We start from the raw sequence: 24,977 nt of genomic DNA, 5'->3' as shown, positions 1-24,977 counted from the left end.
CTTCCTCCGGAGCGCGAGCGCTTCGCGGCTTCGGTGCTGAAGCCGCCGGATGCCGTGGCACGGATTCCGGTCGTCCTTGCGCGGCGGGCATCGGCGCCTCCGGTCCTGGCCGAGCCTCCACCCCGGCCGGAACCGCGGCACCGGCCCTTCGCGACTCCGGTGCCGAAACCCGCTGCGCCACCGGCGCCGGCGAAGCATCCGGGACTCCCGGCTCGGCCGTTCCCGGACGCGGCCCGGGAATCTCCCCCGCGATGGTCCCCGACTCCGGCACCGCGCTCACCCGCCTCGGAGCGGCCGGCGGTGTCGGTGGTGCCGGCCGGGCGAGCATTTCCGGCGTGATGGCCGGGGTCATCAGCGGCGTGTGCGCCGTGTCGGCGTTGGGCGTCGCCGGTTCGCGGGCCGCCGGGTAACGGGCCAGCGGGTCGTCGGCTACTCCGTCCGCCCGGTGGCTCCGGAGGAGACCGCAGCAGCCCAGCAAGCCGAGCAAGCCGGCCAAACCCCACCACACCGTCATGACCGTCCTCCGTTTCCTCGCTCTTGCCCCGGATAACCCCGTCGCGCGCGGCCAACCGGAGCCTTACCCGGGTGGGTGACACGCTCAGCCCAGCTGCGGGACGTCGGCCGGGAAGGAGACCGGCAGCGAGTACAGGCCCCGCGCGGTGCGGCCGCCGCCCAGCCAGCCGTGGAAGAAGATGTGGCCGTCCACGACGTCTGCGCCGCCCGGGGCGTCCACCTTGCCGCCGAGCAGGTCGGTGGACAGGAACTGGGCGTCGGCCTTCACGAACGGGCCTGCCGGCGTCGGCGCGGAGGCGTAACACGTGTGGTAGCCCGAACTCTGGAAGGTGTCGGCCGAATAGAACAACAGGTAGCGGGACGCCGTCTTCACCACCGAGGGCGCCTCGACGACCGCCTTCTCGGCCGTCAGGTCGGCCCGCAGCAGCTCGGTGCGCGGACCGGTGAGCGTGCGCCCGTCGGCCTGCAGCCGCTGCGTCCAGATCGCCGCCGGCGCCCCGGTGGCCGCGCCGTCGCTCTTGTACAGCAGGTGGCGGGACCCGTCCGCGTCGACGAACGTCTGCGGGTCGATGTCGCCGTGGTCCTCGGGCACGCACACCAGCGGCCGGTCGCCGGCCGGGGTGTACGGCCCTGCGGGCTTCGCCGCCGTCGCGGCACCGAGGCACATCTCGCCGCCGGCCGTCAGCGCGGCCGCGAAGTACAGCACGAACGCGCCGTCCGCCAGCTGCGTGACGTCCGGGGCCCAGAACCCGCCGTCCGGCTTGGCCCACGCGGGCACGGCGCCGAGCGCGTCGCCGCCGACCCGCCACGGCCCGTCCGGCGCCGGGGCGGTCGCGAACGGAATCCGCCCGGAACCCGTGCTCGTCGAGAACGCGAAGTAGCCGCCCGCGGTCTTGACGACGTCCGGGTCGGGGAAGTCCTGGTTGATCAGCAGCCGCGGCGCGCTGAGGGCCGCCGCTTCCGGGCACGCCGCGAAGGCGGCCAGGAGGGTGATGACGGGAGCGAGCAGGAAGTGCCGGATGCCCATACGCGATTCTGCTTGCCCCGCAGGACATCCGGCAACGGCAGGCGGCCGCCGTCACCGGGAAGCGTGGACTTGCCCCTGGCCCGGATCGGGTGGATTCGGCCGCGCCGCACCGGGGTAGCCGCCGTCTCATGCACGCGACGAATGGACGGGGTGCGCACCGCGCCGGGCATCCCGTCGGCGAAGCCGAAGGAGCGGCGGCCCGGCAGGAAAAGCCCTTGGGCACCCCGGGGAAGCCGCTCGACCGCCGGTCGCCGTTCTTCGCCGGGATGACCGCCGCCGCCGGCGTGGCCGTCACCGTCGCGGTCGTCGAAGTCGTCCTCGCGGCTTCCGATGTGCTGCTGCTGATCGGCATCGCGTTCTTCCTCGCGGTGGGGCTCGAGCCGGTGACCGCCCGGCTCGCGCGCCGGATGCCCCGCGCGGTCGCCGCCGGCGTCGTCGTGGTGACCGGGCTGGCGGTCCTCGGCGGCGCCGTCGCGGCCGCGGCCGTGCCCATCGCCGACCAGGCCGGGCAGCTGCGCGACGGCGCTCCCCGCTACCTGGCCCTGCTGCGCGACCGCGGCACCCTGCTGGGCCGCGCCGACGAAACGTTCGGCCTCGAAGCCGCCCTCCGGGCCGTCCACCCGGCGGACGTCGCGAAGTCGTTCGCCGTCCTGCTCGGCGACGCCGCGATCGTCGTGGTGCTCGCCACCTACTTCGTCGCGGAATTCCCGCGGATCCGCACCGCGCTGTACCGGCTGGCGCCGCGCTCGCGGCGGCCGCGGGTGATCCTGATCGGGGACGCGGTGTTCCGGAAGGTGGGCGCGTACCTCGTCGGCAACGTCGTGGTGTCGCTGATCGCCGGGACGGCGGCGCTCGCGTGGCTCTGGGCCTTCGGCGTGCCCTACCCGCTCGTGCTCGCCGTGCTCGTCGCGGTGCTCGACCTCGTCCCGGTGGCGGGCTCGGTGGCGGCCGGGGCCGGCACCAGCCTCGTCGCGCTCACAGTTTCGGTCCCGGTCGGGCTCGCCACCGCCGGCTTCTTCGTCGGGTACCGGGTGCTGGAGGACTACGTGCTGCTGCCGAAGATCGTCGGCCGGGCCGTCCGGATCCCGGCGCTGGTCACCGTCGTCGCGGTGCTGCTCGGCTTCGCCCTGCTCGGCGTGGTCGGGGCGTTCGTCGCGGTGCCCGTCGCGGCCGCCGTCCTGCTGGTCGTGCGGGAGGTCGCCGTGCACCGGCTCGACCGGACGTGAAACCGCCGCGCGGGGTTGCCCCCGCGCGGCGGTCCGGCCGGACCGGTCAGTTGCCCTGGGCGGTCCCGCCGTCGGCGATGTCACCGGCGGCGCAGTTCTGCGGCACTTCGCCCTCGGCGTCGTGCGCGCCCGGGGAGAGCACCGGGACGCCGACGCCGTTGGCGACGTCCTGCACCGGAACCTGGACGCCGAGCACGTTGACGTTGTCGTCGCAGACGCCGCCGACGACGTTCAGGTTGTGCACCGCGTCGAGGTTCTGCACGTTGCCGACGAGGCCGAACTGCTCGTTGTTGTCGACCGGGTGGCCGTCGACGCTGATGCCGGCCGCGGACGCGGACCCGCCGAGCACCGCCATCCCGGCGGCGAGGGCGGTGGCGACGAAGCCGAGCTGCTTGATCACGGAACTAACTCCTTCAGAAAACCCGCCGGACTTTCCGGCGGGGGATCGGGGAAACGGAACGGGCCCGGCTTCGGTTCGCCGGACCCGGGGAAGTCGGTTAGGGTGCGTTTCACTCCGGGTGGGACCGGTGCACTTCTCCAGCGTCGTGGCCGGTCCCACCCGGGCCGGCGTCGATCGGCGCCGCGGCGTGCCCGGAACGCGGAACCGGAGTGTGCAGCTCGCTCCGTGTTCCGGGCACGCGATACGACGTCGACGCAACTGCCGGATTTCCGCGCCTCGAGCCGGCGTCCGCACACACAGCGGGCGGCCGCGGCGCGGAAACTCAGTTGTCCTGGCTCGTGCCGCCGTCGGCGAGGCCACCCGAAGCGCAGTTGTACGGCGACTCGCCGCTGGCCTCGTGCTCGCCCGGCGACAGGATCGGCACGCCGATGCCGTTGAGCGAGTCGTGGATCGGGACCTGGACGCCGAGGACGTTGACGTCGTTGCCGCAGACGCCGACCGTGCCGTTGACGTTGTGCAGCACGTCGGTGTTGTTGAGGTTCACCAGGCCGACCTGGCCGAACTGGTCGTAGCCGCCTGCGTGGTGGCCGTGGTGGTGCCCGTGGTGCTCGTGCCCGTCCGGGGTGCCGGCCGCGGCGACGCCGCCGGCCAGGAACGCACCGGCCGCCACGGCGGTCGTGACGAACCCGATCTTCTTCAGCATGGATTGCTCCTCGATGGATGGTTGCGTGGGACGGGACGGCAATGAAGGTGTGTTCTCCGGCCCGTGTGAGGGAAACGTACTGATGCTGTGGTGTCGTTTCCACTTCGTGCCACCATCGTGTGGGTGCCGCAAGCCCCTGACCGCACCCGGTGTGGTCCGATCGGGTTACGGCGATTCCCTTGCCCAGCAAGCTCTTCTCGAGCCCGTGGGCCGATACCGACTGCGGGGCAAGGACTTCTTCCGGGCACACCAAAGAGCCCTGCGCCGCCTCGACAAGGGCGGCGCAGAGCTCTTCGGCGCGGTTTCCTATTCGGGCCAGGCCTCGGCTTCGGCCGTGAGGGCGGTGGTCACGTCGATTTCGCCCGACCGCACCCGCCACGCGAGCGAGTCCGGCCGCGGCTGCAGCAGGTGCCAGCCGGTGACGTCTTCGTCGGTGTAGCAAGGGTTTTCGTCGTCACCGATCCCCAGTGCGGCGAAGTACTGACGGGCGGGCCAGGTTTCCGGCACCCAGGCACGGGCCCAGCGCACGACGATCCTGGCGAGGTCGTTGCGGCCGTCCGCCGGGTGGATCAGGCGGTCACCGGTGGTGCAGACCAAGCGTGGTGTGTAGGTCGCCCCGAGTGGCGCGACCGCGAGTTCAGTGTTCATTTCTCCCCCCGGGTCCACGGCAGTGGACGGTGTTTCCCAGTGCGGATGCGCCTGCGGCGCGAAGAACGGGAGGGACAGCCGGGCGGACCACGCACGGCGCGTCCCGCCGCAGCTCGAACCGGTGTCCATCCGGCGGACATCGCCGGACGGCCTCGCCCGTTCCCGTGACAGCGGGTGTGAACCCCGGCGGCGCGGGTACGCGGCGGAAGATCGACTGTCCGAACGGAAGGAAGAACCACCATGCACGGCACGGCACGGAAACTGGTTTGCGGCACCGCCGCGGCGGCCGCCATCGCTCTGACCGGGGCGACACCCGCATCGGCGGCGCCCGCCCCGGCGCCCGCGGCGTCGGCGTGGCAGCGGGCCGACGACGACGGCACGAGCCGCGACGGCAACGGTGACAACGGGTTGTGGGGCCTGCTGGGCCTGGCCGGGCTGCTCGGGCTGGCCGGGCTGGTCCGGCGCGGGCCGAAGGCCGGCGCGATGGCCGGATACCCGGCCGCCGGCGCGACGCCGCCCGTCAACGCGTATCCGCCCGCCGAGCCGCGGCGGAACCCGCCGGGCGCCTGAGCCCCGCCGGTGCCCGGTGCCCGGGTGGCCTGGGTGCCCCGCACCACGTATCCCCTCTCTTCGCGCAGAACGTCCCGGCGCCGATCGCGTCGGGACGTTCTGCGTTTCGTGATTTCTCGAGTGGCGCCTTCGTGTCAGGTCCGGCACCGAGGCGGTCGTGGCTCCGGCCGGAAAACCGGCCCCACGACCGCCGCCAAGATTAGCGACACACTCGCCGAGCGAGAAGTGCCCCAGCGTCGTACCCTTCTTAAGTGTGGCTTTCCGGCCCGCGGCAAATGCGCCTGATTACCCATTCTCTCTTCTCATAAACGTCACGAACGAGTGAAACTCGCCTGCCTCCCGTGAACCACGCTTCTTCCACCTTCGGTGAGAAAAATCGGGCCGATTCAGCCATCCATCGTAACCTACGAACACCACCGAGTGAATCCATTACCGAACGTAGTTGAAGCGCGGAATTGCGTTTCCCCGGCTTCACGCGAACTTGATGTTTGTTCCGCGCAAGCCTGCCACCCGCACACCGTATGGAATCGACAACCGCCGCGCAGGCCGGGGCATCCGCTCGCGCTATCGCCGGAAGAAGATCACCATGATCGCAGTCGGCATCGGAATATCCCCCAGGAGTACGACATGAAAAGTGCAGTGGCACGCGCGGTCATGATCCTCGTCACCGCCACGGCGGTGACCCTCACCGGCGTCGGGGTGGCGACGGCGGGCGGCCCCGGTGGCAGCGGCTCGTCGAGCACCACGAGCGCGGCGGCGGAGGTCCAGGGCCTGCGCGACCGGCTGTCGTCCCGTGCGGACCACGGCGACGTGGCCGGCACGCAGCGCACCCTCGGCGAGCTGGATCCGTTGCTCACGGATCTGGCGCAGGGCAAGCGGTACACGATCCAGGCCGGGGCGCGGGACAGCGCGGCGACCGCCCGGCAGGAGAACACGAAGGCACGCGAGGGAGTCGACGAACTGGCGGCACAGCTCAAGTCCCGCCAATCGCTGCCGCCGGTCACCACCCTGCTCAACGCGCTGCTGCAGCGGCTGCTGATCAGCCTTTCCGCGCTGGTGAACGACCTTCTCGGCGGGCTGCCCGTCCCGGTCGGCTAGACCGCACCGGACCCCCGGACGGACAAGCCGGCGACGGCCCGGTGCGGCCCCCCTTCCCGCACCGGGCCTTCGTCGTCCGCGAAACACCCGGGGACAACGAAAAGCCCGGCGCGGGGCGACCGCGCCGGGCTTTTCGCGTTCCCTATTCGTAGACGACGTAGGCGGGCGCCGGGGTCAGCGCCAGGACTTCCGCCGGGCTCATCAGGGCCGCGCCGCGGCGGGTGTCCTCGTCGAAGAAGAGCTTGAAGCCCGGCCGGACGTGCGCGGGCATGGTCGTCATCAGCGTCTTCCACGTCGCCTTCTTCGCCGCGGCCGAGCCGATGCCGTCGACCACCTTGACCACCGAGACGCCCTGGTGCGGCCCCAGAAGCCCTTCGTCACGCACCACCGAGGCGGCCACCTGGTGGTAGACCATGACCTTGGCGGGCAGCCGGTGCGCCTCGGCCAGCCCCCCGAGGTACCGGGCGACTTCGTCGAGCTCGGCGCCGGTCGTGCGGCCGAACTTCCGGCCCGGCACCACACCCGGTTCCACCGCCCACTCGGGGTCGAGCGCGACCCCGACGTCGGGCTCGGCCAGCCACCGTTCGTAGGCCCGCACCTCCGGCGGGAAGTCGGCCCGGCCGGGCTGGATGTTGAGCAGCAGCAGGCCGTTCAGCGCGCGGGCCGCGTCGAGGTAGTCGCGCACGGTCGAGTCTTCGCAGCGGCTGCGGTACATGCCGTCCGCGCCGGGTGAGCGGTGCACGGTGGTGGCGATCAGCTCGACGACCGGGGTGACCGGCCGTCCCGGCGGGAACGCCTGGATCTGCGCCCTGAGCAGGCGGCTCGCTTCCGTCAGGTCGCCGGTCATCCGGCCGAGCGCCTTCGCGCCCGGCGCGCCGCAGAACCCGACCAGAAGGCTGGTCTCCAACGGATTCGGCGGCGGTGACGGCGCGGCGGCGGCGGAAGACGCCGAGACCGGCGCGGCCACCGCCCGGCCCAGCCGCGGCGTGCCACACGCGCTCGTCACCAAGCCCGCGAGAGCGGCGGTGAGGACCAGGCGTCGATCGAAGGTTCGTTCGGCGGCGACCGCCTTTTTCGGGACCATCGCGGGGAAATACCCGGCGGTGATCTTCGCCAAACCGGTTCGCCGACGATCACCGCATCGTGCCGGAGCCGGTTTCCAGCCCAGGGTCACTGCCAGGGGAAACGCGGTTTTCGTGGCTGTGGCACGGGATTCCGCGCTCACCCGACCCGGTGGCCCGGCCCGCACCGGCCGCGGCGCCGACGCACACTTCGGGCATGCGTTGCCTTTTCTCCTCCGGCGCCGGATTCGCCGCCCTGCTCGCCCTCGCGGCCTGCGGTGCCCCCGCACCCGTGGCCCCGGCTCCGGCTCCGCGTCCGGCGCCCGCCGCCGCGCCGGCCCGGGTCACGGCCGCCGCCGCGCGCCAGGTGGGCGCCGACGAGCTGGGCCGGGTGCCGATCCTCATGTACCACCGCATCGCCGAGCGGCCGCGGTCGGTCTACGACCGCACGCCCGCGGACTTCACCGCGGAGCTCGAACGGCTCGCGGACGAGAATTACGTGCCCGTCACCACCGCCGAGCTCCTCGGTCGGCGGCTCGACCTGCCGGCGGGCACGCACCCGGTGGTCCTGACCTTCGACGACGGCGACCCGAGCGCGTTCAGCCTCACCCCGCAGGAACAACCGGCACCGGGCACGGCGGTCCGGATCCTGCTCGACGTCGCCGCGGCGCACCCGCGGTTCCGGCCGGTCGCCAGCCTGTACGTCAACGAGCACCCGTTCGGCGGGGACGCCGACGGGCGGGCCCTGCGCTGGCTGGCCGAGCACCACTTCGAAATCGGCAACCACACGCGGCGGCACACGAACCTGCGCACCGCCGGGGAAAGCGCGGTGACGACGGCCATCACGGAAGGCGACGCCCTGATCCGCCAAGCCGTGCCGGGCTACCGGCCGACGACGCTGGCGCTGCCGTTCGGCACCCACCCGCGGCGCGAGGAGCTGGCACTGCGCGGCCCGGGGTATGCGTACGACGGCGCACTGCTCGTCGGCGCGGGCCCGGCACCGTCCCCGTGTTCGGGCGCGTTCGACCCGGGCTCGATCCCCCGCATCCGCTCGCAGTCGGCGGGCGAGGAAGCGGAATACGGCTCGGCACACTGGCTCGACGTGCTGGCCTCCCCGGCCGGACACCGCTACACCTCCGACGGCGACCCGGCAACGGTGTCCTACCCGAGGTCCGAGGGTGCGGTGGCACCGGCATGTGCGAGCGTGGGCCTTGCCTACTGACCCGACCCCGCCGGCCCGCGTCGACTGGCTCCCCCAGCCGCGGCGCCGGCCGGTGCCGCCGCCCGGAGGCCCGGCGCCCGCACCGAAAAGCCCGCGGATTCCGGCGACACCGCCGGTCACGACTGCACCGGCATTCGAGCCGCCGGCCTCGGCCACATCAGCGGCATCGGCACCACAAGTCCCGCCGATTCCTCGAATGCCTGCGGCACACACGACACAGGCGAGACAACTTCCAGCCGAGCCCGCTCCTGAACCAGCCGCCGCGCCCATCTTCCAGCCACGGGGCACTTCCCTCGCCCCGGCCCTGGCGATCGGCCCACCGGCTCCCCGAGTCCCCCGCCCCTCCCTCCTCACCGCCCCCGACCCGCTGCCCGCCCCCAAGCCCGCACCGCCTCCCGACCCGGCACCGGCGGCCTGGTGGCCGCCCGCCGTGCTGGTGTTCGGCGTTGCCCTCGCCGTCGGCCTCCTGCTCACGCCGCGGGCCGTCGAACCGCGGCGGGTCACCGGGTCCGCCGCGGCCATCCCGCCGGCCGTCACCTCGGCCCCGGCGCCCGCCCCCACGCCGGAACCGGCCGCCCTTCCCGATGGCGGCCCGGTCACCGAGGCCGGGGCGGGCACCTGGCACGTAGTCCCGGGGCCGGACTCCGTTGCCGGTTCCGGCTCGAAGGTTCTCACCTACACCGTCGAGATCGAGGACGGCGTCGACGTCCCGTCGTTCGCCGGCGACGTCGACGCGATACTGGCCGACCCGCGCGGCTGGACCGGGCTCGGCGCGGTGACCTTCCGGCGGCTCGGTACGGGGGACGGCGAGCCCGCCGTCCGGATCAGCCTGACCAGTCCCGGCACCGCCCGGCGCCCCGACCTGTGCGGCTTCTCCATCCCCTTCGACTCCTCCTGCCGCCTCACGCGCGAGCACCGGATCGTCGTCAACCTCGCCCGCTGGCTGCGCGGTGCCCACTCCTTCGGCGGCGACCTCGCCGGCTACCGCGCCTACGCGATCAACCACGAGATGGGCCACGCCCTCGGCCTCGGGCACGTCGGCTGCCCCGCCACCGGGGCACCGGCTCCGGTGATGATGCAGCAGACCTTCGGGCTGTCCAACGCTTACCTCGCCGAGCTCAACCGGGCCGAACCCGGCGCCGCGGCGCGCGTCCGTCCGGACAGCGCCGTCTGCCGGCCCAACCCCTGGGTCACCGCCGCCGCGCACTGATCGCGGTGGTTTGGACCGCCGTCCGCCGGGTACCCGCCCCGGGTTTCACTGCGGCTGCGGGAGGGGTGCGATGGTGCGGAAACTTCTGGCCGGTACGGGTGTGGTCCTGGTGCTCGCCGGGTGCGGCGGGGTCGGCGGCGGTGACAACGGCGCCGCGGTCACCTTGACGAGCATGGGGTTCGGCCTCGGCGACGAAATCGCCACCACGCGGGCCGACCTGGCGGGCAAGGCGATCGCGCCGGCCACCGTGAAGATCGGCGGCGGTGCCTTCGACGCCCAGCAGTTCCTGGCCGCCGTCGCCTCGCACACGCCGCCGGACCTCGTCTACCTCGACCGGCAGCTGCTCGGCACCTACGCCGCGCGCGGCACACTCGAGCCCCTGACCGACTGCATCGCCAAGCAGCACATCGATGTCGGCCAGTACCGGCCCGCCGCGCTGAAGGAGGTCACCCTCGACGGCAAGGTCTACGGCCTGCCGGAGTCCTACGACAACCGGGTCCTGCTGATCAACGACTCCGCCGTCGAAGCGGGCGGGCTGCGGCCGCAGGACGTGACGACGACGGACCGGGCGAAGCTGGCCACCACCGCCCGGACGCTCACCGCGCGGACCGCGGGCGGGCTGTCGCGGATCGGGTTCGACCCCAAGATCCCGGAGTTCCTTCCGCTGTGGGCCAAGGCGAACGGCGTGCAGATGCTCAGCGACGACGGCCGCACCGCGCACCTCGACGACCCGCGGCTGGCCGAGGTGCTGACCTACACCAAGTCGCTGATCGACGCCCAGGGCGGCTGGAGCACGGTGAAGGCGTTCCGCGACTCGTTCGACTTCTTCGGCGAGAAGAACCCGTTCAAGCAGCAGCAGCTCGCGTCGACCCTGATGGACGACTGGTACCTCAACGTCCTGGCCAACTATTCGCCGGACGTGCGGTTGTCCGCGGCGCCGTTCACCGGCCCCTCCGGCGCGCCGGTCGACTGGGTCACCGGCAGCGCCTGGGTGATCCCCGCCGCGAGCACCCACAAGGACCAGGCCTGCACGTGGATCAAGACGATGACCGACGCGCCGTCGTGGGTCGCGGCGGCGAAGGCGCGCGCGGAGAAGCGGAAAGCCGCCGGCAAGGCGTTCACCGGTGTCTACACCGGCAACCGCGTCGCCGACCAGGAGATCTTCGGCCGGCTCGTGCAGCTGAAGGACCGGCCGGCGTTCGACGCCGCCGTGCAGACCGTGTTGCGGGCGCAGGAAACCGCCTTCACCATGCCGGCGTCCCCGGCCGGCTCCGAGTTCAAGACGGCCTGGCAGAACGCCGTCAACCGGGTTCTCTCCGGCGAACAGCAGCCCGCGGACGCGCTGCGCCAGGCCCAGCAGGAGGCCCAGCGGGCGCTGGACGCCGCGGTGGCCCACCGGTGAGGCGGCGGACGAAGGAAACCTGGGCCGCGTATGCGTTCCTGTCGCCGTGGATGATCGGTTTCGTGATCTTCATGGCCGTCCCGATGGTCGCCAGCCTGGTGCTTTCCTTCACCGACTACGACGCGCTGCGGGCCCCGGACGCCGTCGGCTGGGCGAACTACCGGCGGCTCGTCGAAGACCCCGCCGTGCGCAAGAGCCTGGGGAACACCCTGGTGTACACGGTGATGTCGGTGCCGGCGACGATGGCCGCCTCGCTCGCGCTGGCCGCCCTGCTCACGCGCGCGGGCCGCCGGTCGGCCGGGTTCTTCCGCACGGTGTTCTACCTGCCGGAGATCACCCCGAAGGTCGCCGTCGGCGTGCTGTTCCTGATCCTGTTCAACGGCCAGGCCGGCCTGGTCAACGCCGTGCTGGGGCTGGTCGGCATCGACGGTCCACAGTGGAGCACCGACGGGCCGTGGGTGAAACCCGGGCTGGTGCTCATGCACCTGTGGTCGGTGGGCAGCACGGTGGTGATCTACCTGGCCGCGCTGCGCGGCGTGCCGCCCGAGCTGTACGAGGCCGCCGAGCTCGACGGCGCGTCGGCGTGGCAGCGGTTCCGGCGCATCACCGTTCCGATGATCAGCGGCGCGTTGTTCTTCACCCTGATCGTCCAGACGATCGCGGCCCTGCAGTCGTTCGACGAGGCCTACACCGCGTTCTACGGCTCCGCGGCGTCGGCGACCTACAGCAACGACGCGGCGCTGTTCTACCTGATCTACCTGTTCCGGCAGGCGTTCGAGTTCCTCCACCTCGGGTACGCCTCGGCGATGGCGTGGCTGCTGTTTGTCGTGATCCTCGCCATCACGCTGGTGCAGGTGCGGCTGAGCCGGCGGTTCGTCTACTACGAAGGCGGTGACCGGTGACGGCGCGGCAGGCGCTGCGGTGGGCCGGGCTCACCGCGGCGAGCGTGCTGTTCCTCTACCCGTTCGTCTGGCTGCTGAGCGCGTCGCTGAAGCCGCGTTCACAGGTCTTCGACAACGTGCTGGTCCCCCGGACCTGGGCGTGGGACAACTACGTCGAAATCTGGCGGGCGGCCCCGGTCGCGGCCTGGTTCGCCAACAGCGTGGCGGTGTCGCTGGCCGCGGCCGTGGCGGTGACGCTGACCAGTTCGCTGGTGGCGTTCGGCTTCGCGTACTTCCGCTTTCCCGGCCGCAACGCGCTCTTCGGCCTGGTGCTGGCGACGATGATGCTGCCCGGCGCGGTGACGATGATCCCGGTCTACCTGATCTGGAACAGCGCCGGGCTGGCGCACACGCAGGTGCCGTTGTGGGCGGGCAACCTGTTCGGCAGCGCGTTCTACATCTTCCTGCTGCGCCAGTTCTTCCTCGGCCTGCCGCGCGAAGTGTTCGAGGCGGCCCGCGTCGACGGCGCGAACCACTGGACGCTGTTCTGGCGCATCGCGGTGCCGCTGTGCCGGCCGGCACTGATCGTCAGCTTCGTGTTCGAGCTGAAGGCCAGCTGGTCGGACCTGCTCAAGCCGTTGATCTACCTGCGCGATCCGGCGCTGTACACGCTGCCACGCGGGCTCAAGGCGCTGTCCGACCAGTTCGGCCAGGCGGGTGAGCAGCGGTGGGAGATCGTGCTGGCGGGCAGCGTCATCACCACCGTGCCGCTGCTGATCGTGTTCTTCCTCGCGCAGCGCCACTTCCTCGCCGGGATCACGACGGAGGGTTCCAGGACCACCCGGTGAGCGTCGTGCGCATCAGCCGGGCCGCGGCGGGCAGCCGGTCGCCGTCGTTCCAGAACAAGGTGATCGTGCGGCGGCAGGCGGGGTCCTCGACCGGGACCCAGACGACCGGCACCTGTGCGGCGACCTGCCGGGCCATCGCGGGGTTGAGCCCGATGCCCAGCCCGGCGCCGATCAGTTCCTGGATGGCGCAGGGCTCGTCACCCTCGAAGACGATCTTCGGGGTCAGGTCGCGGGCCGCGAAGAGCCGGTCGAGGAGACGGCGGTGCCAGTGCCCGCGCCGGGCCGTGACGAACGGCTCGCCGGCGAGGTCCTCGACGCGGACCGAGGCGCGTTCCGCCAACGGGTGCCCCAGCGGCGTGGCCACCAGCACGGGCTCGTCGAGCAGCTCGACCCCGGTCAGTCCCTCGGCGGGAATCGGTTGCGAGGCAACGCAAAGGTCGATCTCCCGGGCCCGCAGCGCCCGCGCCATCGCGTCGGCGGGCAGCTGGTGCAGTTCGACTTCGACGTCCGGGTTGGCGCGCTTGAAGGCGGCGAGCGGGCGCGTGAGGGTGAGGAACGTTTCCGAGGCCAGGCGCACGGTGCCGAACCCCTCGCTCGCGGCTTCGGCGACCGCACGCCGTCCCGCGTCGAGCTCGCCGAGGGCACGTTCGACGTAACCGCGGAAGAGCTGCCCCGCGTCGTTGAGCCGGAGCCGGCCGGCCCGGTCGAACAGCGGTGTGCCGAGTTCGCTCTCCAGCCGGGCGATCGTGCGGCTCAGCGAAGGCTGGGCGATCCGCAGCTCTTCGGCCGCGCGGCTGAGGTGCTCCAGCCGGGCCACCACGAGGAACTGCCTCAGCGTCCCCAGGTCCACGTCATGCCTCCCTCGTCATAACGGCATAGCAATACTGATCTTAGACAGCATGACTCCGCAGCCATAGCTTCGAAGCGTGGAAAGCACAGCGAAAACCAAGCCCTCAGGCTGGGTGCTGCGGGCCGTCACCGGAGCGCACGTCGTGGCGATCACCGGCCAGCCGGTGTTCGCCGGCGTGTACCTGAGCGGGGACTACGACGGCCTTCGCCTGCACTCGGCCGGCGCCGACGTCGTCACCTCCCTCGGCTACGCGCAGCTGATCGTCGCGATCGTGGTGTGGGTGCGGCTGCGGCGCGCGGGGCCGTTCCTCGCCACCGCGGCGGTGGCGGCCGCCGAGACGGTCCAGTACTTCGCCGGGCTCGACGGCGCCTTGTGGCTGCACCTCCCGCTGGGCGTGCTGACCATCGCGGGACTCGTCGTGCTGGCGGTCGCCGTCTGGCGGACTTCCCTGGAGGCCGTCGATGCGTGACCTGACCCGGCGCCAGGTACTGGGCTTCGGCGGGGCGTTCGGCCTGCTGGCGGCCACCGGCCTGGCCACCGCGGCCACGCTCTCGCGGCGCCCGCCGGTCACCGGCGCCGAACTCCGCAGCGCGGTCCCGCTGCCGCCCGCGTTCGAAGTTCCGTTGCCGCTGCCCCCGGTGCTGAAGCCGGTGGCACCCGGCCGTTACGAGATCACCCAGCGGGTCGCGGAAGTGGAGATCCTGCCGGGGATCCGGACGCCGCTGTGGACCTACGGCGGCACGTTCCCGGGGCCGACGATCGAGTCGCGCCGGGGCCGGCCCGTCACCGTGACCCACCGCAACGAGCTGCCCGTGCCGACCGTCGTGCACCTGCACGGCGGACGGACCCCGGCGGACTCCGACGGCTACCCGACCGACCTCGTCCTGCCGCGGGACTGGGCGGACCACCACCCGATGCCCGACCCGCGCGCGGTGCGGACCCGGCTGACCCGCGACTACACGTTCCCGCTCGACCAGCGGCCGGCGTTGCTCTGGTACCACGACCACCGGATGGACTTCACGGCCCCGGCGACCTGGCGCGGCCTCGCCGGGCTGCACATCGTCCGTGACGACGCCGAAGAAGCGCTGGGCCTGCCGTCGGGAGCGCGCGAACTGCCGCTGATGATCGCGGACCGCGCGTTCGCCGCGGACGGCACGCTCGACTACCCGTCGGTGGACGCGACGCTGCGGGACCGGCCGGGCGTCCGGGAAAGCTTCCTGGGCGGGGTGCTCGGCGACGTCGTCCTGGTCAACGGCGCGCCGTGGCCGGTGCACGAGGTGGACGCGGCCCGGTACCGGCTGCGGATCCTCAACGCGTCGAACGCCCGGCACTACGAACTCGAGGCGCTCACCGACGCCGGACGACGGCTCCCGCTCGTCCAGATCGGCGCCGACCAGGGTCTCCTGGCCGCTCCGGTCACCCACGCGGCCCTGCCGCTCGGCCCGGCCGAGCGCTACGACGTCGTCGTCGACTTCGCAGGTGTCCCGGTCGGCAGCCGCGTCCGGCTCGTCAACCGGCTGGGCTCCGGGCGCACCGCCGAGGTGATGGCCTTCGTGGTCGCGCGCGGCGCCCGCGACGGCAGCCGCGTTCCCGCCGTGCTGTCCACGGATCTGCCGTCGTGGGACTCGCCCGCCCGGGTGCGCGAATTCTCCTTCCGCGCCGGGCAGGTGAACGGCGGGCACGGCTGGCTGGTCGATGGGCTGCCGTTCGATCCCGCCCGCACCGACGTCACCGTCCCGCTCGGCGACGTCGAGGTGTGGCGGCTGGTCGCGGACGTCCACCACCCGGTGCACCTGCACCTGGCGGGGTTCCGCGTGCTCTCGCGCGGCGGACGGCCGCCGCTGCCGCACGACGCGGGCCTCAAGGACACCATTTCGCTGCGCCCCGGCGAAGCGGCGGAGATCATCACCCGGTTCGACGGCCACCGCGGCCGGTACCTCTTCCACTGCCACAACGCCGAACACGAGGACATGGGCATGATGGCCAACCTGGAAGTGGTGTGACCCGAAACTTTCGAAATCCGCGCAGTGGCGAAAGTTTCGCAAGCCCCGGCCTTCTTGACGACCGAACGGAAACGGTCCTACCGTTTTCTCCTGGATGAAATTTACATTCCTCTTTCGCTCCGCTTCCCGGAAGGGAGAACTCCGGTGCGCGTTTCCCGGATCCGTTCGGCCGTCGCCTGCCTGGCGGCTGCTCTGCTCGTCGTAACCGGAATGGTCACCACGGCCTCCGGCGCCGCCGCGGCGGCCGAGGACGACGGCGCCGACTGCCCGGTGTCGCTGCCCGGCTCGTTCCCATCGTCGGCGAAGCTTCCCGACCCCTTCAAGAAGATCGACGGTACGCGCATCACGTCGAAGTCCGATTGGCGGTGCCGTCGCGAGGAGATCAAGAAACTGGCGGAGCGGACGATCTACGGCCAGAAACCGGCGAAGCCGGCGAGCGTCACCGGAACCGTTTCGGCCACGAACATCACCGTGAACGTCAGCGAAAACGGCCGCAGCGCAAGTTTTTCCGCCGGCGTTCGGCTGCCCGGCGGGACCGGGCCGTTCCCGGCGGTCTTCGTGGTCGGCGGATTCGGCGCCGACACCGCGACGATCAAGGCGTCCGGCGCCGCCGTCATCAGTTACGACCCCTTGGCCGTCGGCAAGGAAGGCACCCCGCGGAACAACAAACAGGGCGCGTTCTACAGCATTTACGGGTCTTCCAGCAGCACCGGGCTGCTGGCCGCGTGGGCGTGGGGCGTGAGCCGGATCATCGACGTGATCGAGCAGTCCGGCGGCAGCGTCCTCAAGGCCGGCGCGCTGGGCGTCACGGGGTGTTCGCGGTACGGGAAGAGCGCCTTCGCGATCGGCGTGCTCGACCAGCGCATCGCGCTGACCATGCCGATCGAGTCGGGGACCGCCGGCGTCCCGGCCCTGCGCTCGATCCCCACCGAAAGCGGGTCGCAGGGCCTGGGCAACGCCTACGGGGAACAGCCGTGGTTCGGGGACGCGTTCAGCGCCTACACCGGCAACCCGGCCGGGCTGCCGGTGGACACGCACGAACTGGTCGGCATGGTCGCGCCACGCGGCCTGTTCATCATGGAGAACCCGCACATCGACTGGCTGGGCGCCCGGTCCGGCAGCGTCGCGGCGCTGGCCGGCGCGGAGGTCTACCAGGCGCTCGGTGCGGGCGGCAACATCAGCTACTGGTCCGACGTCCAGGACGGCACCCACTGCGCGTCGCGGCCCGAATGGCGGACGCCGTTGCAGCAGAACATCCAGAAGTTCCTGCTGAAGACCGGCACCGCGGCCGGGACGTTCCGGATCTCGGCCAAGAAGCCCGGCAACCTGGCCGAGTGGCGCGACTGGACGACGCCGGTCCTCACCGACGGCCCGGGCACGACCACCACCCCGACGACCCCGACCACCCCGGCGGGCGACGGCTGCACGGCGGCGGTGTCGGTCAACCAGTGGACCGGCGGGTTCGTCACGACGATCCGCGTCACGGCGGGCGCCACGCCGATCACCGCGTGGACGGTCACCGCGAACCTGCCCGCGGGCGCGGCCGTCACCAGCGCGTGGAACGCCGGGCGCAGCGGCGACACGGGCACGGTCCGCTTCACGAACACCGGTTCCAACGGCGCCCTCGCCGCCGGCCAGTCGACGGAGTTCGGTTACCAGGGCACCGGAACCGGCACGGGCACGACCGCGGCCTGCGCAACCGGCTGAACACCTCCGCCGCACGTGGCCAAAGGGTCGACACGCGTGATCAGGAAGTCGACACGCGTGATCAGAGGGTCGACACGGCCGGAACGCCGTGTCGACCCTCCTATCACGCGAGTTGACCCCTCGATCACGCGAGTTGACCCTCGAATCACGTGCGTCAGCGCCAGGCGGTGACCGTGACCTCGTCGCCGACGGCGATCTCGCCGGGGGCGAGCACCGCCGCCTTCATGCCGAAGCTGACGCCGTCGGGTTCGCGGCGGTAGTCGGCCAAGGTGCGCAACGGCTCCGGGCCCGCCCGCACCCCGGTCGCCTGGTCGACGAGGGTGACCGCGCAGCGGATCGCCAGCTCGCCGAAGCCGATTTCGGTGCCGCCGATCGTCATCCGGCCCACCCGGTCCTCGGTGTGCGGCTCGGGCCAGCCGTCGATCACGATGTTGGGGCGGAACCGGCTCATCGCGACCCGTTCCGTTCCGCGCGCGGCGATCCGCTCGTTCAACCCGTCCAAAGAGGACAGTGAGAGGATCAGGAGCGCCGTGGTGTCGCCGTCGTCGCGGACCCGGCTCGCCCGGTCCGGCTCGCGGACCAGGCGGACCGGCCTGCCGAGCGCTCCGGACAGCCATTCCGCCGCCCGGTCGCCCTGGTCGATCCCGGCCCCGGGCCACTTGTTCACGTCCACCGGCATGAGCGGGCCGTCCGCCGCCACGTCCAGCACCAGCTCACCGGCACCGGGAGCGCTCAGCGCCAGTTCCGCTCCGTCGCCGGACAACCGGCTCCGGATCGTCGCGAGCCACGGCGTCTCGCCCTGCCAGGCGGTTTCGCCGTCCGGCCCGACCACGGCGAACAGCCGGTCGTGAGTCAGCCCGGCCGGACCCACCTCGGCCCGCTCGTGGACGACTCCGGCGCATTCCTTGATCGGGTACGACGTCAGCGCGCGCACGGTGGCCATGCCACCAAAGTACCGGATCAAAGCACGAAACCCGCCGGGAACGGATCATCCGGGTCGAGCAGGTAGGTCGCGGTGCCGGTGATCCAGGCGCGGCCGGAGAACTCCGGGATCACGGCGGGCACCCCGCCCACCTCCGTCTCCCCGGCCAGCTCGCCCGTGAACGTCGTGCCGATGAACGAGCTGTTCTCGAACGGCGTGTGCAGCGGCAGCTCGCCGCGGGCGTGCAGCTGGGCCATCCGGGCGGACGTGCCGGTGCCGCAGGGCGACCGGTCGAACCAGCCCGGGTGGATCGCCATGGCATTCCGCGACGCGCGCGCGTCCGAACCCGGCGCGAGGAACTGGACGTGCTTGCACCCGCCGATCAGCGGGTCGGCCGGGTGCTTCGGCGGCCGCTGCTCGTTGATCGCGGCCATGATCTTCAGGCCCGCCGCGAGAATCCGGTCCTTCTCCGCCCGGTCGAACGGGATGTCCACTTGGGACAGTTCGAGGATGGCGTAGAAGTTGCCGCCGTAGGCGAGGTCGTAGCGGACCTCGCCGAAACCGGGCACGTCCACCACGGCGTCGCGCTCGGCGAGGAACGACGCGACGTTGCGCAGCTTGACCCGTTCGGCCCGCCCGTCCCGGACGGAGACCTCGGCGTGCACCAGCCCGGCCGGGGTGTCCAGGCGCACCACCGTCGTCGGCTCGGTCACCTCGACCATGCCGGTCTCCACCAGCACCGTGGCCACGCCGATCGTGCCGTGGCCGCACATCGGCAGGCAGCCGGACACCTCGATGTAGACGACACCCCAGTCGGCGTCCTCCCGGCAGGGCGGCTGCAGGATCGCGCCGCTCATCGCCGAGTGGCCGCGGGGCTCGTTCATCAGGAACTGCCGGAGGTGGTCCAGGTTCGCCATGAAGTACCTGCGGCGCTCGGCCATCGTGGCACCGGGGATCGGGCCCACCCCGCCGGTCACCACCCGGGTCGGCATGCCTTCGGTGTGCGAATCGACCGCCGTGATCGCGCGTGAGGACCGCACCTACGCCACCCCCAGCGCCGCGAGCGCGCGGGCCATGTCGGCGCGGACCTGCTCGCGCTGGGCTTCCGAAAGCGGGCCCCGCGGCGGGCGGCACGGCCCGCCGCGGCGGCCGACCATGTCCATGCCGAGCTTGATGGCCTGGACGAACTCGGTGCGCGAGTCCCAGCGGAACGCGGCCACCAGCGGCTCGTACAGCGCGCGGGCTTCGTCGAGCTTGCCCGCTGTGGCCAGCTCGAACAGGCGCGCCGACTCGGCCGGGAACACGTTGGGGAACCCGGCGAACCAGCCGGTGGCGCCCATCAGCAGGCTTTCCAGGACGACGTCGTCGGCGCCGCCGATCACGGCCAGCCCGGGCGCCCGCTCGCGGATCTCCAGCACGCGCCGGACGTCGCCGGAGAACTCCTTGACGGCCACGACGTTGTCGATCTGCGCGATCTCGGCCAGCAGGTCGGGCGTGAGGTCGACCTTGGTGTCGAACGGGTTGTTGTAGACCATCACCGGCAGCCCGGCGGAGGCGACCGCTTCGAAGTGGGCGAGGACTTCGCCGCGGTTGGCGCGGTAGAGCGTCGGCGGGAGGCAGAGCACGCCGTGCGCGCCGTCCTCGGCCGCCGCCTCGGCCCAGTACCGGGCCTGGTGCGCACCGGGGCCGTGGACGCCGACGACGACGATCCCGTCGCTCCCGACGGCCTCGATCGCGGTCCGCGCGACGCGGCGGCGCTCGTCGTCGGTGAGCGAGGAGTACTCGCCGAGGGAACCGTTCGGGCCGACCCCGCGGCAGCCGTTGTCGACGAGCCACCGGCAGTGCTCGGCGTAGGTGTCGTAGTCGACGGCCAGCCCGGCCGGCGCGGTATCGTCGGCCCGGTAGGGCAAAGCGGCGGCGACGACCACGCCACCGAGGTCGCGGGTACTCATGCGTCGGTCTCCTTGGGATCGGCGAGCTCGCCCAGCCGGATCGGCTGGGCGATCGGACGGTGGTGCCGCTCGGCGCCCCCGCAGAGGTCGGCGACGGCAGGCCCGCACATCCGGCCCTGGCAGGGACCGAGCCCGGCGCGGGTGCCGAGCTTGAGCGCGTGCGGGCCCGGCGCGGCCGGGTCGGTGGCGGCGCTTTTCAGGTCGCCGTAGGTGGTTTCCTCGCAGCGGCAGACGATCGTGTCCTCGTGCAGCCAGCCGGGCCAGGCCGCGCCGATCGGGTGGGCGGCGGCGAGCCGTCCGGCGAACGCGCGGGCCCGGTCGCGCGCGCGGAGCAGGGCGCGACCGGGGCGGCCGCCCGCCGCGACGCAGCCGGCGACGGCGCCTTCCGCCGCTGCGGTCACCGCGCCGCCGATGCCGGTGATCTCGCCGGCGGAGAAGACTCCGGGAACGCTGGTGCGCTGGTCGTCGGCGACCCGGACGAACCCGCCGTCGAGCGCGCAGCCGGCCGCGACGGCGAGTTCGGGCTGCGGCACGAAGCCGTGCCCGACGCAGACGGCGTCGGCCTCGTAGGTCCGTTCGGTGCCGGGGACGACCGACCAGTCCGCGCGGACGCGGGCGGTGACGACTTCGCGGACCCGGTCGTCGCCGCGGGCTTCGACGACGGTGCGCCCCATGCGGTACGGCACGCGGTGCCGGGCCAGCGTGCCGGCGTAGCGGACCAGCTCGCCCGTCTTGCCGACGTGCGCGGCCGCGCGCCACGACCATCCTTTGAGGACAGTCGAGACGGGGTTCGCCTCCAGCACCGCGAGCACGCCGGCGCCGACGTCCAGCAGCGATTCGGCGACCGGCAGCAGGAACGGCCCGGCGCCGGCGACGAGCACCCGCCGTCCGACGGCCACCCGCTCCCCCTTGGCCAGCGCCTGCGCGGCGCCCGCGGTGAAGACGCCGGGCAGCTGCCAGCCGGGGAACGGCAGGACCCGGTCGTGGGCACCGGTGGCGAGGACCAGCGCGTCGGGTTCGAGGACGTGACGCCGCCGCCCGGTGCCGTCGGCCGGGCCGCGCAGGACGTGGACGCGCTTGCCGTCCAGGGCCCAGACCGTGCTCTCGGGCCACCACGTGCACCGGCTCAGCAGCGCCTCGAAGCCGTGCCGCGCCCCCGGCAGCGTCCGGTGGTACTGGCCGCCCGGCGCGTCCGCCTGGTCCAGGACGGTGACGTCGGCCCCGGCGCGCAGCGCGTGCTCGGCGGCCGCGAGCCCCGCGGGTCCCGCGCCGACGACGACGACCCGTGTCATGTGTTCTCCCGGGTCTGGGTCCGGATCTCGTCGCCGTCGGCGGCGCGGCGGCGGCAGGCCCGGACGTCGGGCACGCCGTTCACGGTGACCAGGCAGTCGAAACAGGCGCCGATCCCGCAGAACACGCCCCGCGGCGCGCCGGACCGCGTGGTGCGCCACGACATCCGCCCGGACGCCAGCAGCACGCCGGCGATCGTGCGGCCCGCGACGCCCGCCACGGTTTCGCCGTCGACGGTGATCTCGATCGGGTTCATGCCACCACCGCCGGACGGTCCACCGTGAACTCCCCGACCGGCATCGACGGCTCCTGCCCGGTGAGCAGTTCACGCAGCAGCCGCGCGGTGCCGACGCTCAAGCCGATCCCCGCGCCCTCGTGACCGGTCGCGTGCCAGAGGTTTTCCAGCCGCGGGTCCTCGCCCAGCACCGGGAGGTGATCGTCGACGTACGGCCGGAAGCCGCCGTAGGCCCGCATCACCGCGGCGTCGGCCAGAGCCGGGAACAGGCGGAGGGCCTTCGCCGCGATGGCGCCCAGCACCTCGGGCCGGATCGCGTCGTCGAAGCCCACCCGGCGGCGCGACGAGCCGATCAGCACGGTGCCGCCCCGCGTCGACTCCACCACCGCGGACGTCTGCAGCTCGCCGCTGCCGGTCCCGACCGCCCCGACGTAGTCGGCGTCGTAGACCTTGTGGCGCACCACGCCGGGCATCGGCGTGGTCACCAGCACCTCGCCGCGCCGGGGCCGGACGGCGATCGGGGCACCCAGCCGGGCCGAAACGAGCCCGGACCAGGGGCCCGCCGCGTTCACGACGACGTCCGCCTCGACCACTTCGCCGGGGACGCGGACGCCGGTGAGCCGGTCCGCGCGGACGACCGCGCCGGTCACTTCGGTGTCCGTCCGCAGCCGGGCGCCGTTGGCGAGCGCCGAACCCAGCAGGGCCAGTGCCGCGCCGGCCGGCTGCACCTGCGCGTCGTCCGGGTAGCGGACGGCCGCGGTCACCTCCCGGGTCAGCGCGGGTTCGGCCGCCGCGACCTCCGCCGCGGACAGCGGTTCGGCACGGACGCCCGCCGCGGCCTGCCCGGCGGCGAACGCGGTGAGCGCGCTTGCCCCGGCTTCCGTGGTGGCGACGACGATGCCGCCTTTGGCGTCGTACTCCGTCGCGGCCGCCGCGCGCGGATCGGCGTCGGCGATCTCGGCCAGCAGCCGCGGCCACAGCCGGGCCGACAGCTGCGCGAGCGCGAGCTCGGCGCCCGGTCCCTTGTCCGAGACCAGGACGTTGCCCTCACCGTGCGAGGTGGTGCCGCCCGCCGGCCGGCCGCGGTCGATGACCACGACGTCGAAGCCGGCCGAGGCGAGCTCACGCGCGCACGCGGCGCCGACGATGCCGGCGCCGATCACCACCACCCGCGTTCGGTTCATCGACCCTCCAGCGTTCGGTATAGCGAACGATAGGTCTCCGTCGCGAAGGGTGTCAATCCTCCACCAGGACGGGGTGCGGCCTGCCGTCGAGCCGCTCGTCCGCGCGGTACTGCAGCAGCAGCACCGAGTGCACGGGAGCGGCCAGCGCGGTGTAGCTGTGCGGCTCGCGGGCGTCGAACGCGACGTAGTCGCCGGGCCCGAGGTCCACCGTGCGGCCCGCCACCTCGACCCGCAGCCCGCCGGTCTGCACGACGGTGTGCTCGACGCCGACGTGCCCCTGCGACCGCTGCGGCGCGTCCCCGCGGACCACCTGGTCGTACACCTCGAAGACGCTGTTCTCGGCTTCGATCCGGCGCAGCGGGCGCAGGTCGACGCCTTCGCCGCGGAGCACCTCGACCTCCGCCGCGCGCACGACGGTCAGGCCGCCGCGGGGCCGGTGGTCGAGCAGGTCGGAGATGGCCACCTCGAGGACCCTGGACAGGCTGAACACGGTCTCGATCGTCGGGTTGCCGGCGCCCGCTTCCAGCTGGGACAGGGTCGCCTTGCCGATCCCCGACCGCCGCGCCAGTTCGGACAGCGACAGGCCCCGGGCCGAGCGGGCCGCCCGGAGGTTCACCGCCAGCATGTCCCGGATCGAGGGGTGGCGACCCTCGGCGTCGTTCGGTAAAGCGTCCATCAGTCCCGCCTTCCGTTCGGTTCGCCGATCGAGCCAGCGTCATGATGCCACGCGGTCCGCGGCGCGCACACGACCCGATAAGCGCTACGAGGAACCAGCCGCCCTCGTTAACCTCGGGCGAGTGACTCCCTCGATCCTCGCCATGGCCGGCCTGGCCACCCCGATGGCCATCCGGGTGGCCGCGACGCTCGATCTCGTGGACCACGCGGGCCCTGCGGGCGCGACCGCGGAAGCACTCGCCGCCGCGACCGGCACCGCCGCCCCGGCGCTGCGGTGCCTGCTCGACCACCTGGTGGCGGTCGGTGTCTTCGCCGCCGAGTCCGGCCGTTACCGGCCCACGGACCTCGGCGCGCAGCTGGCCGGAGACCACCCGGCGGGCATCAAGCCGCTGCTCGACATCCGGTGCGCGGGCGGGCGCGCGGAACTGGCCTTCGCCGACCTGCTGGAGACGATCACCACCGGCACGCCCGCCTACGAGCGGCGGTACGGACGCGGGTTCTGGGCGGACATCGACGCCGACCCGGCGCTGCGGCGCTCGTTCGACGCCCAGATGCGCTGGCGCTTCCGGGACCACGCCCCGCAGATCGCCGCCCGGTTCGACTGGGGTCGCTTCCCCCGGATCCTCGACGTCGGCGGCGGCAACGGGACGTTGCTCGAAGCGATCCTGCGCGCCCACCAGGGTCTGCGCGGCGAGGTACTGGACCTGGCGCCGTCGGCCGCGGAGGCCACCGAGCGGCTCGCGGCCGCCGGGCTCGCGGACCGGGCGGGCGCGGTGGCGGGCAGCTTCTTCGACCCGCTGCCGCCGGGAGCGGACGCGTACCTGCTGTCGGACATCGTGCACGACTGGGACGACGACCACGCCCGCCGGATCCTCGCGAGGTGCCGGGAGGCCGCGGCGCCGGACGCCGCGGTGGTGGTGCTCGAGCCGGTGCGGAACCAGGGTTCCGACACGGCGATCGACCTGTTCATGCTGATGTGCTTCGCGGGCCGCGAACGGACCGTCGACGAGCTGACCGCCCTGGCAGCGGAAAGCGGCCTCACCCTCCGCACCACGACAGCGGTGTCGGACGGGCGGACGGCACTGGAGTTCACGCCCTCCGCAAGCTCCGGGCCGGTCGTGAGTGAGAAACAGTGTTAGAACACTGTGCTTGAGTTCAGGACATCGTGAACAGTTGATGTTTCAGGACATCGTGAACACTGACCGGCCTGTCAGCATGGTGACCAGCGGTGTTGTGGTGATCATGCGGCGATGGGCAGAGCAGGGTTTTCGATGGATCCTGAGTTCGTCGCCGCGGTCGCCCGCGCCGCCGCCGGCGAAGACATCAACATCGCGCGGTTCTGCCGCAAGT

At 72.7% G+C, this 24,977-nt stretch carries 26 protein-coding genes; 13 read left to right on the top strand and 13 right to left on the bottom strand.

What is annotated here, in order from left to right:
- Positions 1-251 precede the first annotated feature (251 nt).
- Positions 252-410 carry a hypothetical protein gene (locus CF165_RS51445; RefSeq protein ID WP_158226910.1) on the top strand — a complete coding sequence of 53 codons (159 nt, stop codon included), beginning with the start codon at positions 252-254 and terminating at the stop codon, positions 408-410.
- A gap of 188 nt (positions 411-598) precedes the next feature.
- Here CF165_RS51445 and CF165_RS41695 read toward each other — a convergent pair whose 3' ends face one another.
- Positions 599-1,540: a glycoside hydrolase family 43 protein gene (locus CF165_RS41695; RefSeq protein WP_093953107.1), complete on the bottom strand. Its 942-nt coding sequence runs from the start codon at positions 1,538-1,540 to the stop codon at positions 599-601.
- Positions 1,541-1,755: 215 nt separating this feature from the next.
- On the opposite strand from CF165_RS41695, the gene CF165_RS41690 reads away from it, so the two are divergent.
- The gene (locus CF165_RS41690) at positions 1,756-2,766 is read left to right on the top strand and encodes an AI-2E family transporter (protein WP_093953106.1); all 1,011 of its coding nucleotides are present in this window, start codon (positions 1,756-1,758) and stop codon (positions 2,764-2,766) included.
- A 46-nt stretch (positions 2,767-2,812) separates the two neighbouring features.
- On the opposite strand, the gene CF165_RS41685 is transcribed toward CF165_RS41690, so the two are convergent.
- The 3 genes from CF165_RS41685 to CF165_RS41675 form a co-directional block, all read right to left on the bottom strand.
- Complete coding sequence (locus tag CF165_RS41685; RefSeq protein WP_093953105.1) at positions 2,813-3,166, bottom strand: hypothetical protein; 354 nt, start codon at positions 3,164-3,166, stop codon at positions 2,813-2,815.
- A 322-nt stretch (positions 3,167-3,488) separates the two neighbouring features.
- On the bottom strand, positions 3,489-3,869 hold the full coding sequence (locus tag CF165_RS41680) for a hypothetical protein (protein WP_093953104.1): 381 nt from the start codon (positions 3,867-3,869) through the stop codon (positions 3,489-3,491).
- A gap of 306 nt (positions 3,870-4,175) precedes the next feature.
- Positions 4,176-4,517 carry a hypothetical protein gene (locus CF165_RS41675; RefSeq protein WP_093953186.1) on the bottom strand — a complete coding sequence of 114 codons (342 nt, stop codon included), beginning with the start codon at positions 4,515-4,517 and terminating at the stop codon, positions 4,176-4,178.
- Between the two features lie 240 nt (positions 4,518-4,757).
- Here CF165_RS41675 and CF165_RS41670 point away from each other — a divergent pair, with 240 nt between their 5' ends.
- Together CF165_RS41670 and CF165_RS41665 are read left to right on the top strand one after the other, a co-directional pair.
- Positions 4,758-5,087 (top strand): WGxxGxxG family protein, encoded by a 330-nt coding sequence (locus tag CF165_RS41670; RefSeq protein ID WP_093953103.1) that lies wholly within the window; start codon positions 4,758-4,760, stop codon positions 5,085-5,087.
- A gap of 627 nt (positions 5,088-5,714) precedes the next feature.
- Complete coding sequence (locus CF165_RS41665; protein ID WP_093953102.1) at positions 5,715-6,185, top strand: hypothetical protein; 471 nt, start codon at positions 5,715-5,717, stop codon at positions 6,183-6,185.
- Between the two features lie 142 nt (positions 6,186-6,327).
- Here the strand turns inward: CF165_RS41665 and CF165_RS41660 are convergent, their stop codons facing one another.
- On the bottom strand, positions 6,328-7,269 hold the full coding sequence (locus tag CF165_RS41660) for a hypothetical protein (protein WP_240522044.1): 942 nt from the start codon (positions 7,267-7,269) through the stop codon (positions 6,328-6,330).
- Positions 7,270-7,463: 194 nt separating this feature from the next.
- Here CF165_RS41660 and CF165_RS41655 point away from each other — a divergent pair, with 194 nt between their 5' ends.
- The 5 genes from CF165_RS41655 to CF165_RS41635 all read left to right on the top strand — a co-directional run bounded on the left by CF165_RS41655 (position 7,464) and on the right by CF165_RS41635 (position 12,809).
- A complete protein-coding gene (locus CF165_RS41655) occupies positions 7,464-8,468 on the top strand; it encodes a polysaccharide deacetylase family protein (RefSeq protein ID WP_093953185.1) in 1,005 nt (334 codons plus the stop codon).
- Between the two features lie 430 nt (positions 8,469-8,898).
- Positions 8,899-9,678: a DUF3152 domain-containing protein gene (locus CF165_RS41650; protein ID WP_093953100.1), complete on the top strand. Its 780-nt coding sequence runs from the start codon at positions 8,899-8,901 to the stop codon at positions 9,676-9,678.
- A gap of 70 nt (positions 9,679-9,748) precedes the next feature.
- Entirely contained in the window at positions 9,749-11,080 is a 1,332-nt protein-coding gene (locus CF165_RS41645) for an extracellular solute-binding protein (protein ID WP_093953099.1), read from the top strand.
- A complete protein-coding gene (locus tag CF165_RS41640) occupies positions 11,077-11,982 on the top strand; it encodes a carbohydrate ABC transporter permease (RefSeq protein WP_093953098.1) in 906 nt (301 codons plus the stop codon). Before CF165_RS41645 ends, CF165_RS41640 begins: the two co-directional genes overlap by 4 nt.
- A complete protein-coding gene (locus CF165_RS41635; protein ID WP_093953097.1) occupies positions 11,979-12,809 on the top strand; it encodes a carbohydrate ABC transporter permease in 831 nt (276 codons plus the stop codon). The genes CF165_RS41640 and CF165_RS41635 overlap by 4 nt, the downstream gene beginning before the upstream one ends.
- On the opposite strand, the gene CF165_RS41630 is transcribed toward CF165_RS41635, so the two are convergent.
- Positions 12,778-13,659, bottom strand: a complete 882-nt coding sequence (locus tag CF165_RS41630) for a LysR family transcriptional regulator (RefSeq protein WP_093953096.1) — start codon at positions 13,657-13,659, stop codon at positions 12,778-12,780. The genes CF165_RS41635 and CF165_RS41630 overlap by 32 nt on opposite strands.
- Before the next feature lie 76 nt (positions 13,660-13,735).
- Between CF165_RS41630 and CF165_RS41625 the strand changes: the two genes are divergently transcribed.
- The 3 genes from CF165_RS41625 (at position 13,736) to CF165_RS41615 (ending at position 17,369) form a co-directional block, all read left to right on the top strand.
- A complete protein-coding gene (locus tag CF165_RS41625) occupies positions 13,736-14,128 on the top strand; it encodes a hypothetical protein (RefSeq protein WP_093953095.1) in 393 nt (130 codons plus the stop codon).
- On the top strand, positions 14,121-15,662 hold the full coding sequence (locus tag CF165_RS41620; protein WP_093953094.1) for a multicopper oxidase family protein: 1,542 nt from the start codon (positions 14,121-14,123) through the stop codon (positions 15,660-15,662). Before CF165_RS41625 ends, CF165_RS41620 begins: the two co-directional genes overlap by 8 nt.
- 144 nt (positions 15,663-15,806) lie before the next feature.
- Complete coding sequence (locus CF165_RS41615) at positions 15,807-17,369, top strand: glucuronyl esterase domain-containing protein (RefSeq protein ID WP_240522043.1); 1,563 nt, start codon at positions 15,807-15,809, stop codon at positions 17,367-17,369.
- A 154-nt stretch (positions 17,370-17,523) separates the two neighbouring features.
- On the opposite strand, the gene CF165_RS41610 is transcribed toward CF165_RS41615, so the two are convergent.
- Genes CF165_RS41610 through CF165_RS41580 form a run of 7 tightly spaced genes read right to left on the bottom strand, consistent with a single transcriptional unit; the run spans position 17,524 to position 23,628 of the window.
- Positions 17,524-18,312: an MOSC domain-containing protein gene (locus CF165_RS41610; protein WP_093953093.1), complete on the bottom strand. Its 789-nt coding sequence runs from the start codon at positions 18,310-18,312 to the stop codon at positions 17,524-17,526.
- 17 nt (positions 18,313-18,329) lie between these two features.
- Entirely contained in the window at positions 18,330-19,331 is a 1,002-nt protein-coding gene (locus CF165_RS41605; protein WP_093953092.1) for a proline racemase family protein, read from the bottom strand.
- Entirely contained in the window at positions 19,332-20,243 is a 912-nt protein-coding gene (locus CF165_RS41600; protein WP_093953091.1) for a dihydrodipicolinate synthase family protein, read from the bottom strand.
- Positions 20,240-21,535: an FAD/NAD(P)-dependent oxidoreductase gene (locus tag CF165_RS41595; RefSeq protein WP_093953090.1), complete on the bottom strand. Its 1,296-nt coding sequence runs from the start codon at positions 21,533-21,535 to the stop codon at positions 20,240-20,242. The genes CF165_RS41600 and CF165_RS41595 overlap by 4 nt, the downstream gene beginning before the upstream one ends.
- Positions 21,532-21,789, bottom strand: coding sequence for a (2Fe-2S)-binding protein (locus CF165_RS41590; RefSeq protein WP_093953089.1), 258 nt, complete (start codon positions 21,787-21,789; stop codon positions 21,532-21,534). Before CF165_RS41590 ends, CF165_RS41595 begins: the two co-directional genes overlap by 4 nt.
- On the bottom strand, positions 21,786-22,952 hold the full coding sequence (locus tag CF165_RS41585) for an NAD(P)/FAD-dependent oxidoreductase (protein WP_093953088.1): 1,167 nt from the start codon (positions 22,950-22,952) through the stop codon (positions 21,786-21,788). The genes CF165_RS41590 and CF165_RS41585 overlap by 4 nt, the downstream gene beginning before the upstream one ends.
- 52 nt (positions 22,953-23,004) lie before the next feature.
- Positions 23,005-23,628 carry a helix-turn-helix domain-containing protein gene (locus tag CF165_RS41580; RefSeq protein ID WP_093953087.1) on the bottom strand — a complete coding sequence of 208 codons (624 nt, stop codon included), beginning with the start codon at positions 23,626-23,628 and terminating at the stop codon, positions 23,005-23,007.
- A gap of 121 nt (positions 23,629-23,749) precedes the next feature.
- Here CF165_RS41580 and CF165_RS41575 point away from each other — a divergent pair, with 121 nt between their 5' ends.
- Positions 23,750-24,766, top strand: a complete 1,017-nt coding sequence (locus tag CF165_RS41575) for a methyltransferase (RefSeq protein ID WP_093953086.1) — start codon at positions 23,750-23,752, stop codon at positions 24,764-24,766.
- The last annotated feature ends 211 nt before the right edge of the window (positions 24,767-24,977 follow it).

The organism is Amycolatopsis vastitatis (assembly GCF_002234595.1).
GTDB lineage: Bacteria > Actinomycetota > Actinomycetes > Mycobacteriales > Pseudonocardiaceae > Amycolatopsis > Amycolatopsis vastitatis.
The sequence above is the reverse complement of the archived record's forward strand: the minus strand, read 5'-3'. Positions and strand labels throughout refer to the sequence as shown.